This is a genomic window from Methanoculleus sp., from assembly GCF_035363275.1.
Taxonomy (GTDB): Archaea; Halobacteriota; Methanomicrobia; order Methanomicrobiales; family Methanoculleaceae; genus Methanoculleus.
Genome location: NZ_DAOSET010000071.1, coordinates 4,108 through 9,147 on the forward strand (window position 1 = coordinate 4,108; position 5,040 = coordinate 9,147).

Annotated in this window: 8 protein-coding genes and 1 tRNA gene; 1 reads left to right on the forward strand and 8 read right to left on the reverse strand. The window is 60.4% G+C overall.

The window, feature by feature from the left end; translation table 11 throughout:
* The 5 genes from PLN84_RS11795 to PLN84_RS11815 all read right to left on the reverse strand — a co-directional run.
* The coding region (locus tag PLN84_RS11795; protein WP_348532097.1) for a hypothetical protein at window positions 1–447 on the reverse strand (447 nt) is incomplete at its 3' end.
* A gap of 110 nt (window positions 448–557) precedes the next feature.
* The gene (locus PLN84_RS11800; protein WP_348532098.1) at window positions 558–785 is read right to left on the reverse strand and encodes a YunC family protein; all 228 of its coding nucleotides are present in this window, start codon (window positions 783–785) and stop codon (window positions 558–560) included.
* 241 nt (window positions 786–1,026) lie between these two features.
* Window positions 1,027–1,101: transfer RNA gene (locus PLN84_RS11805), tRNA-Arg, on the reverse strand.
* A gap of 123 nt (window positions 1,102–1,224) precedes the next feature.
* Complete coding sequence (locus tag PLN84_RS11810; RefSeq protein ID WP_292386462.1) at window positions 1,225–1,614, reverse strand: DUF473 domain-containing protein; 390 nt, start codon at window positions 1,612–1,614, stop codon at window positions 1,225–1,227.
* Window positions 1,615–1,620: 6 nt separating this feature from the next.
* On the reverse strand, window positions 1,621–2,334 hold the full coding sequence (locus PLN84_RS11815) for a proteasome assembly chaperone family protein (RefSeq protein ID WP_292386463.1): 714 nt from the start codon (window positions 2,332–2,334) through the stop codon (window positions 1,621–1,623).
* Between the two features lie 59 nt (window positions 2,335–2,393).
* Between PLN84_RS11815 and PLN84_RS11820 the strand changes: the two genes are divergently transcribed.
* Window positions 2,394–2,720, forward strand: coding sequence for a DUF5611 family protein (locus PLN84_RS11820; RefSeq protein WP_292386464.1), 327 nt, complete (start codon window positions 2,394–2,396; stop codon window positions 2,718–2,720).
* 71 nt (window positions 2,721–2,791) lie between these two features.
* On the opposite strand, the gene PLN84_RS11825 is transcribed toward PLN84_RS11820, so the two are convergent.
* From PLN84_RS11825 to PLN84_RS11835, 3 genes are all read right to left on the reverse strand, one after another.
* Window positions 2,792–3,118, reverse strand: coding sequence for a TfoX/Sxy family protein (locus PLN84_RS11825; RefSeq protein ID WP_292386465.1), 327 nt, complete (start codon window positions 3,116–3,118; stop codon window positions 2,792–2,794).
* A 6-nt stretch (window positions 3,119–3,124) separates the two neighbouring features.
* A complete protein-coding gene (locus PLN84_RS11830; RefSeq protein WP_292386466.1) occupies window positions 3,125–3,391 on the reverse strand; it encodes a DUF3795 domain-containing protein in 267 nt (88 codons plus the stop codon).
* Between the two features lie 154 nt (window positions 3,392–3,545).
* Window positions 3,546–5,040: class I tRNA ligase family protein (locus PLN84_RS11835; RefSeq protein WP_348532099.1), on the reverse strand; the 1,495-nt coding region annotated here is incomplete at its 5' end.

Here is a 5,040-nt window from a genome sequence, read left to right on the forward strand (position 1 = left end):
GACGACCCGCCACTCGCCGTCGGGCGAGAACGGCCGGACGCCGGGATGGTAGGCGGCTGAAAAGACTATATTGGGCTCATCGGTGATCCAGTAGCCGGATGCGGCCGGGTCGTCTGTAAGGAGACAAAAGATGTATGCAGCCCTTCCGTCAGCGAGGGTTGCGTTCCCGAGTATCGCGGTCTCCACGTTATGGAGAACTCCGTCGGGGTCGGTGAGGTAGACCCGGCACTCCGTGAAGTTGATCGTGCTCCCTGTTATCCGTATCACCGGCGTCCCGGCATGGCTGGCGACGGCCTCCACCGGGGAGGCGGGAGAGACCCCGGGGACCGTGATCCTTGCTGTCTCGCCGGACAGGAGGAGAACTCCGGCGACGACGGTCATCATCACTGTGGCTATGATGATGGCACAGACCGTCGCCGTTCCGGTGGAGATGGGGCCCCGTTTCACGAGCAGCCATTGGGCACCATCTTATATTTGAAACTGTGGGTGCTGTGGGGGAGGGCGAGGAGATAGCAGGGGCGTGTTTTAGAAAAATCAATGGAATTAGTCCGGATGTCCTAGAGGCGGTCGAGCGCCTCTCTCCCGGTCATGCCGACGGCGACCCCGCGCTCGCATGCATACCGGTTCGCCCCCTTGATCTCGCCGCGGAGGAGGTCCTCGATGGTCTCGATCGAGGATGCGCTTCCTGCGGGTTTGACACGGGCTGCGGGGTATCCGAACTTCTCAAGCGCATCGACGTCGAACGCGCCGCAACCGACCATCCCTGCATCGGTCACCACCGCCACGAGGTTTACCGGGCCGAGGGGGGATGACGTACCCGTCGGCGTCTTTGCCGGTCAGCCTGACCGTTTCGTGCTGCATGGGATGTCGTTGGCCGTCTGCCGTCATCAACTTCGTGGTTCCGGCCGGGGGGTGCGTTAGCAGGAATCTTTGCATTGACTGGGCAGGTTCTATCGCGTGCAGCGAGGAGTATTCCATGGACCGGATGCCTGTATTTCTCTTACGGCGAACAACTCACAAATCCGACGGGCCTGGGGGGATTCGAACCCCCGACGTCCGGGTTAGAAGCCCGGCGCTATGTCCTGGCTAAGCCACAGACCCTCCTGGTTCCCATACATTTTGGCGGTCCGGGGATATTAACTCTTTGAGGGGCCGGCTGTGTGCACACCTTGCGGTGCTCGAGCTCCGGCTCTTCGGCCCGTCGCACCGAAAAAGAAAGGTGTATCAGCCGGCCCGGTAACACGCCGACCTGATGATCTCGACCTTGGTTGGATCTCCCCACTTCCGCCCTTCCACGTCGCGGGCGATGGTCGTTCCCCGGAACTGGACCTTGATCCGGGCCGACATCCGCTCCCGCTCCTCGAAGAAGAACGGGTTGACGAACTCGATCCGTTTCATGCTGATGTTGAGGACGAGGAGGTCTACCATAATCCCCGCATCTCCGGGCGAGAGGTCTTCCTCGTTGACCGACGTCATGAAGATGCACTCCCCCGGGGCGGTCTCGGTCAGCGAGATGATGTTGTGGGCGCTGCTCAACTCGAGAGTGCGGGCCTTGCCGCTCTTGAGTTCAGCAATGACTGCCGGCGATATTCCTGTTAATGCTGTGTGCTTCATGGCCAATCACCCGTACATCGGCAACTGCTCTCTTCTCGGGGTGGCCTCGGTCTTCTGCACCTGCTCGGAGATCTGGGCCATGGCCGCCTCGATCTCCACCGCCTGTTCGAGTAGTGGGTTGATGTCCAGGCTGATGTTGTAGATCTTGTTTAAGACCTCGATCGTGGCCGCGGAAGACCGTGGATCGGGGGTGTTCACTGTCTCCCCGAGAAGCCCGAGCCCCGGTATGCCTCGTGTCTTGCACTCCGTGAGGATGCTTGCCGCGATGCCGGAGAGGCTCCCCATCGGGAGGATGATCGTCTCTTCTTCAAGACGCTGCAAGATCTCACGAGTGGTAGCGACTCCAAAGACCCTCTTCTCCGGCTCGTTCGTGATGATCCCCGCAATCGTGGTGATCTCCTTGATATCAAACCGGGTGAGCCAGTCCATGATGCCGTTCGCCACCTCGTAGCAGATCATCGGGTGGATGGGGACGTCGGAGATGACCGCGGCGAGGTTATCCTTCTCGTAGAGGCGTACGGGCGCGTTGATCACGCCCTTTGTCATGAGAGCGACCGGCGGAAAGTATTTGCTGGTGATTGTCCCGATCTGCTCGAAGTCCATCTGTTCAACGAGGTACTGCAAGGCAATACTCCCGACGAGTCCGCTGCCGGGGAACCCGATCAACACCGTTTTTTCGGCGCCGGCAAGCGCTCTGGATATGACCTTTATATCATCCATGGAACCAACCACTCAACCTCGGATTAGTTTAACATAGTTGGCTGTCCCTTAAAAATATTATGCAGGAATACCAGATCAAGCGCGGATACACGAAATCTCTTGCGGAATCCATGATTCAGGGTCTTCGCGACCAGTTCGGGACCGAACCCGCGGCATCGGGTGACGGCCACTACACAGTCACTTACGGAGCGCTTCGTCGTCTTGAAGTCTGGTCCGGTGCAGGGGGAAAGACCCTGATCGTTGATACCGAGGCAAACAAAGATGCCGATGATGAGACGATCATCGACACCAACCGCCGGTTCCGGAACTACCTCCAGCAGGTGACCGGGTATACGGCAAAAGAGCGGGCGAAGAAGGCGCAGCAGGCCCTGAAAGGAAAGGAATAGCCGGTTCCTTCTCTTCGGCCCGGTATGACTTCTTTTTTTGCGGGCTCTACAACCTGTTGTTGTGTTACTTCTCACCTGTCCATCTTCTTTCCGGGTTTTCGTGCCGGGAGTGCGGCACAGGTTCTCTGCACCAGTTCCTTCAAGAACTCACGGTCGTCCAGCTCGTCGATCAGGAAGTACGGTCTGGCACCTTCGTATGGGGGTGCGGTCTCGCCGTCCGGCATGAACTCCTTCCCGGCCTCCGTGATCTTGACAAAGAACTGGTTGTTGCAGACACAGGCGAAGAACTTCCCATTGCAGTAAACCCCGTATTCCCCGAACATCTTCCTGTAGGTGATGACCCCGGCATCGCCGAGCTGTTCGGCCACGAACTCCACGAACTCCGGCGTCGACGCCATACGGACTCACCTCGCCTCCCTGCACCAGGTTCTGCACTGTTCGATCCTTCTCCCGCCGTCGCCCTGGTTCGCGTCGAACGCGAACGCTACCAGCTGTTCGCAGGGAAACACATCACACCTGCCGCAGTTCTCGATCCCCTTCGCCTCGCAGCAGACTTTCAGGGGGCAACTCTCACCCCAGAACGGCTTGTCGATCGCTTTACATCCCTTGCAGCCCGCCTTTGCCCGGTATCCGCACTTCCCGCAGAGTATCCCGCACCTTGACTCGATCATCTCTCCACACTCTGCCTCTCTGCATCCCTGCGGACAGTCCGCCGGAGACGCACACTGGCGTATTCACGGTCTCCGGGCAGGTGGATTTACTTGATCCCTGCAGGGCGAAAGTGAATCGAAGGCCGGCAGGCGTCTCTGAAGAAAAAAGAGGGTACTATTCTATCACAATCGCCGGCTTGAAGGGCAGGGCCCCCGACGCCTTCGGGTGCGTGCTCGCTTCGGCGTTCTGGACCGTCACCGGCACGCCGAACTCATGCTCCAGGAACGAGCGAGCGCCCTCGAGGACTGCCTGTTCGTCGAGGCTGGAGGCCGCGAACTGCTTCACGAGTTCGGGCGGGAGTTTCAGGACGAGCTTCGTGATCTGCTTCGCCGCATCCGTCGCCTCGCGGCCGCGCTTGCGCATTCCATCGTTCTGCATGATCTCGCGCATCACCCTCGTCTTGTCGGCCGAGGCCGCGATGATCCGGAAGGCCTCGTGTTTCCAGGCGGGGGCGACGAAGAGGCTGATGGACGCGGGCTCCATCGGGATGAGTTTCACGATCGACTCGATATCTTCGACCGTCCGTGCGAGGAGTTCCTCGGCAAGTTCGATCTCCGGATTGACCCGGCACTCGTCCACCTCCGGCCAGGGGGCAAAGGAGACCATGCCTTCCCCGCCGATATCGCTCCAGAGCGACTCGCAGGTGAAGGGGATGATGGGGGCGAGCAGCCGCACCCATGTGCGGCAGAGATCCTGCATCACGGCCCCGCCGGTTGCGCCCTCGGGAAGGCGGCGACGGTACCACTTCAGGTCGGCCTCCACGCCGAAGAACGCTTCCTGCAGTGCCTGCCGGGTCTGGAACGAGTCGAGTGCAGTGGTCGTGCTCTCGATGCGGCGCTGAAGCCTGCTCGCGAGCCAGGCATCGATATCGGAGGCGTCTTGGACCCCTCTAGCTTCATCGACCGTGTTCCAGAACCGCTCGATCTGCTTTCTTGTCGACGAGACGAGTTCGTTTCGCCAGTCAAAATCCTGCCAGGGTTCCGCGCTCCCGACAAGGAACATCCTGACGGTATCGGCACCGAACTCCTCCACGGCGTCCTCGAGCAGGAAGACGTTTCCTTTGCTCGAAGACATCTTCGCCCCGTTCAAGAGGCCCATCCCGAAGACCACCATGCCCCTCGGCTGCAGTTCCGCCGGGAAGACGGCCCGGTGGTGGAAGAGCTGGAACGTGAGGTGGTTTGAGATGAGGTCCTTAGCCGAGAACCGGTAGTCGTAGGGGTACCAGTAGAGGAACTCGCTCCTGAGGCGGTCGAGAGTCTCCCGGTCAACGGTCTCGGGGTTCCCCTCGCCCTTGAAGATGTACTCGAAGACCTCCGGGGTCAGGTTCTCCGGCGGGATGGCTTTTAAGTGGTGGGCGATCGTGTAGTAGGCCATGTAGACTGTCGAGTCCGAGAGCGGCTCGATGATCCAGGTCGGGTCCCAGGGGAGTTTCGTGCCGAGCCCCACCCGCCGGGTGCAGGCCCAGTCCTTCAGCCAGTCGACCGTCCGGTCGAACTCGGTTCGCACCTCGGGCGGGACGAGCGCCATCTGCTCGAGCTGGGTCTTCACCTGCTCCTTCCAGCACGGGTCGCTGTACTCCAGGAACCACTGGTCGTGGAGGATCTTCACA

What these genes read in the sequence shown, in the direction of transcription:
- PLN84_RS11810 (WP_292386462.1), bottom strand. Translation starts at nt 1,614, where the DNA reads ATGAAGCACACAGCATTAACAGGAATATCGCCGGCAGTCATTGCTGAA.
- PLN84_RS11825 (WP_292386465.1), bottom strand. Translation starts at nt 3,118, where the DNA reads ATGGCGTCGACGCCGGAGTTCGTGGAGTTCGTGGCCGAACAGCTCGGC.
- PLN84_RS11815 (WP_292386463.1), bottom strand. Translation starts at nt 2,334, where the DNA reads ATGGATGATATAAAGGTCATATCCAGAGCGCTTGCCGGCGCCGAAAAA.
- PLN84_RS11830 (WP_292386466.1), bottom strand. Translation starts at nt 3,391, where the DNA reads ATGATCGAGTCAAGGTGCGGGATACTCTGCGGGAAGTGCGGATACCGG.
- PLN84_RS11820 (WP_292386464.1), top strand. Translation starts at nt 2,394, where the DNA reads ATGCAGGAATACCAGATCAAGCGCGGATACACGAAATCTCTTGCGGAA.